The following is a 750-nucleotide window of genomic DNA, read 5'->3' as shown; positions in this document are numbered from 1 at the left end:
CTATACAACAACTTGTCGAAAGGGGGCCATATCCTTCATGAGCAAGAGTATAACACAGGACATGGCGTATCGGCAATCTCTAATGAAGTACACAGAGAAATACGGCGTCAGCCGCGCCAGTCGGAAGTACAACAAAAGCCGGTCATATATCTACTTCTGGAAGGCCCGTTGGGATGGAACCGTGGGATCGCTGTCCTGCCAGTCCCGGCGGCCGCACGGCCATCCCAATCAGCACACAGATGCAGAACTGAAACTAATCCGCAATATGCGCCGCCGCAATCCTAAACTTGGGGTGGTAGAACTGTGGCACCGGCTGCGACAGCGGGGATATACTCGCCGTCCGGAAAGTTTGTTCCGAGTCATGCGCAAACTGGGGCTGTTTCCTGCTGCTTCGAAGAAAAAAGTGTATAAACCAAAGCCTTACGAGCAGATGACCTACCCAGGCCAGCGTGTTCAAGTGGATGTGAAGGTGGTGCCCCGCAAATGCATTGCAGACTCGCAACTCCGCCTCTACCAGTACACCGCCATTGACGAGTTTACCCGCCTGCGATTTCTGGCTGCCTATCCAGAGCAAAGCACCTTTTCTTCCTCGGATTTCCTGAAAAAGTTGTTCAAGTGGTACGCCCGCCGAGGCATTCAGGTGGAATGCGTCCAGACGGACAACGGTTTTGAGTTCACTAACCGCTTTTCCAACAGCAGGCGGGATCTGCCCACCCTGTTTGAGGTCACCGCTGCCGAGCTGGGCATCCG

1 protein-coding gene is annotated in these 750 nt (G+C 54.1%); it reads left to right on the top strand.

Annotated elements, in window-relative coordinates; all coding sequences use genetic code 11:
* Positions 1-37: 37 nt before the first annotated feature.
* Positions 38-750, top strand: a 713-nt coding sequence (locus ACTQ3V_RS15655; protein ID WP_441468299.1) for a DDE-type integrase/transposase/recombinase, incomplete at its 3' end; no start/stop codon positions are given.

Origin of the sequence: Candidatus Agathobaculum pullicola (assembly GCF_052117205.1) — a bacterium.
GTDB lineage: Bacteria > Bacillota > Clostridia > Oscillospirales > Butyricicoccaceae > Agathobaculum > Agathobaculum pullicola.
Note: the sequence above shows the minus strand (reverse complement) of the source record. Positions and strands in the feature narration are given on the sequence as shown.